Source organism: Geminicoccus sp. (assembly GCF_035556675.1).
Classification (GTDB): Bacteria; Pseudomonadota; Alphaproteobacteria; order Geminicoccales; family Geminicoccaceae; genus Geminicoccus.
Genome location: NZ_DATMFZ010000040.1, coordinates 1 through 2,813, shown reverse-complemented (window position 1 = coordinate 2,813; position 2,813 = coordinate 1). Strand labels below are relative to the sequence as shown.

4 protein-coding genes are annotated in these 2,813 nt (G+C 65.7%); all 4 read right to left on the bottom strand.

Features of this window, described 5'->3' with window-relative positions; genetic code table 11:
* The coding region (locus tag VNS22_RS02995) for a transposase (protein ID WP_325729477.1) at nt 1-257 on the bottom strand (257 nt) is incomplete at its 3' end.
* 140 nt (nt 258-397) lie between these two features.
* Nucleotides 398-838 (bottom strand): flagellar export chaperone FliS, encoded by a 441-nt coding sequence (gene fliS / locus VNS22_RS02990; protein WP_325729475.1) that lies wholly within the window; start codon nt 836-838, stop codon nt 398-400.
* Between the two features lie 28 nt (nt 839-866).
* A complete protein-coding gene (fliD, locus tag VNS22_RS02985; protein WP_325729473.1) occupies nt 867-2,585 on the bottom strand; it encodes a flagellar filament capping protein FliD in 1,719 nt (572 codons plus the stop codon).
* A 138-nt stretch (nt 2,586-2,723) separates the two neighbouring features.
* Nucleotides 2,724-2,813: flagellin (locus VNS22_RS02980; protein ID WP_349261693.1), on the bottom strand; the 90-nt coding region annotated here is incomplete at its 5' end.

The following is a 2,813-nucleotide window of genomic DNA, read 5'->3' as shown; positions in this document are numbered from 1 at the left end:
GAGGGCGGATGAAGGTCTGCGCCGCCATCCACCATGATCCGCCAGCAGGCGGATGATCCATCGCCGCAGGCGTTCAGGTCAGGAGACCTGAACGGAGGCCCGAACTCAGACGGCAGGCTGCGCCACTTGGCGCCATTCTGGCAGCGCCAGATGATCGCCTCGATGGTCCGCCGCAGGTCGTGGTGCTGGGTCTTGCGGTGCGGACGGCACGCCTCGATCAAGGGCGCCAGCACCGCCCACTGTCTATCCGTCAGCACGACCGTCATCCCATCCATCCAACTGCTGCTCAATGCATAGCAGATGGGAACTGGCTTCAGGAGCTAACGGGTCCTACACCTGGGACCAGACATCCAAGCATTCGCAGAAGTCTTGGGAAGGACGGGTGTCAGTCAGCTGGTCAGGCCTGGGTAGCGCGGCCAGGACCGAAATTGGCGTTGTCGGTGAGAAGAGGTGCGGCGGCCGGTGTGCTCAGCTGGTCCCAGCTGGCGCGGACTTCGCGGACCAGGGCGATCACCTCGGCGCAGCCTGCCGGATCGTTGCTGACGTTCACCTGCTGGATCTTCATGCCGATCATTGCGTACCAGTGATCCAAGACGGCGGCGACGGAGCCGCCCCGGTCATGATCCAGGCTCGCGTGGAGGGCATCGCAGATCCGCGCGGCCTTCTGCGTCGCCTGCCAGCGATCCTCGATCCGGCCCTCGAGGCAGGCCAGCCGCGCCTCCTCCATCCGACGGACGATGCCGTCATAGAGCATCACGATCTGGCGAGCCGCCGGCAACGTCTCGGTCGCTTGGCCGTAGGCGGAGAGGGCCCGGGCATGCTGCAGGTAGGGCTTCAAGGGCGTAGCTCCCGCAAAGGTCGCGAGGTCATTGCTCGTCGGTCTGGCCAAGGGCCGCGCGGATCTGCTGCAGCATCGCCTTGGCCTGGCCAAGTGCGGTCTCGAGTGCCGTGAATCTGATGATTAGCTGATCACGGTAGCGGTCCGCCCGCTCGGTGATCCGATCAATGTCGGCCTGAGCCTTGGCGGTGCTGCCTTCGACCTGCTCGATCTCGCGAGCCAGCCGGCCATCTGTCTCGTCGAGCACCCGGCTCAGCTCGTCATAGGCGAGATCGGCCAGCCCCTGGCTGGCGGTCACCGCCACCGAAGCGCTGCCCGTGCCGCTCCACAGGAACTGCAGGCCAGCATAGTGGGTGCCGCCCCTGCCCTTGATCACCTTGCCGGCGACATCCACCACCACGCCGTCGATGCTGGCACTGTCGATCTGGCCGTCATTGTCGGCGTCGACGATGTCGATCGTGAAGCTGGTGTCCTGAAGGGCCCCGCTGCGCGAGAACAAGACCAGATCAGCGGAGTTGCTCTCGAAGCGGAACTCCAGGATATCACGCACCCGATCGAGATTGGTGAGCAGCGCATTGCCCAGCTTGTCCGCGTCGATCCTCATCCGGTTGGACGGATCCAGGGTGATGCCGATCTCGCGCAGGCTGCCGCCGCCTGCACCGGTTGCGGCACCGCCCAGGATGGACGCGACCTTGAGCTGCATGTCGCGCAGGAAGCTGTTGCCGAACAGCGGGCTGTCGGACGAGACGGTGCCATCGGCACCGACCACGTTATGCTGGTCGATGAAGTCGCGGAACGTGTTGTAGGCGCCGACCAGACGGGTGACCTGATCCTGCACGGCACCGAGGGAGCGCTCAATCTCGACCGTCACCGTCGTGCCGGGCTCGCTCTTGTAGAGGTTGAGGGTGACGCCCTGGAGCACGTCCTCGACCTTGTTCGACGCGCGCTCGATGGTCACGCCGTCGATGCTGAAGCGGGCCGGGCGCGCCGCCTGGATCGGATTCTGCACCGTAGCGCCGCCGTCCGCTGAAATGCCGAGCGTTGCCAGCACATCGTCGCCGGCACCGTTCGCCAACGTGATCGCTCGGCCAGTGGATTGCGCGGTCAGGATCAGCCGGGCCTCGCTGGATGAAACCTGCAGAACAGTGGCAGCGATTCCCGTCGTGGCGCTACGGCTGTTGATCGCGTTGCGCAGGTCCTGGATGGTCATGGTGCCGTCGACTGCGATCTCCGCGGTCGAGCCGCCACCCAACCCCAGCACCAGCGAACCGGCAAAACCACCGAACGCATCCTGGAGCTTCTGGTCGAGGCCCGTGACACTGGCGGTGGCGAGCTTCTGTGCGGCGGCCAGCTGCTCGACCCTGAGCTCGAAGCTACCAGGTTGCGCCCGGTTGCTGGCCGATACGCCGACGATGGCCGCAGGCGAGGCCGTGGTATCCGCCGACAGATAGGCTTCCTTCTGCTCGAAGAGATTATCGTTGATGCCGAGCGTGCCTGGCGGATTGCGCAGCCCGGCCACCGCCGAGCGGATCTCGCCCAGGATCGCGCGCAGATCTTCCAGTGCGGCCTGCTTGGCGTCGTTGGCAGCAATTCTCGTCTCCAGGCGGACCGCCGGGATCTTCTTCGCCTCAATCAGCGACGTGACCAGCCCCTCGATGTCGAGGTTCGAGTTCGTGCCGGACAGGCGTGTGGTGCCGCCGGTGGTGACGACACTGCCGAAGCTCAAGCTGCTCGCACTGGTAGCCATGGCGGTATTCCGGAAGGCGGGGTTGTGGGGCGCTGCCCGGGTCGTGGCGGATCATGCCCGGCGGAGATGAAGATTCGGTTGATGCCTGGTTTGATCCGCTTGCCCCCGGCACGGGCGAGTGCCGGGGGCATGGGTGGCTCAGCGCAGCAGCTGGAGCAGGGTCTGGGGCATCTGGTTGGCCTGGGCCAGCATCGACACGCTGGCCTGGGTCAGGACGTTGTTGGAGGT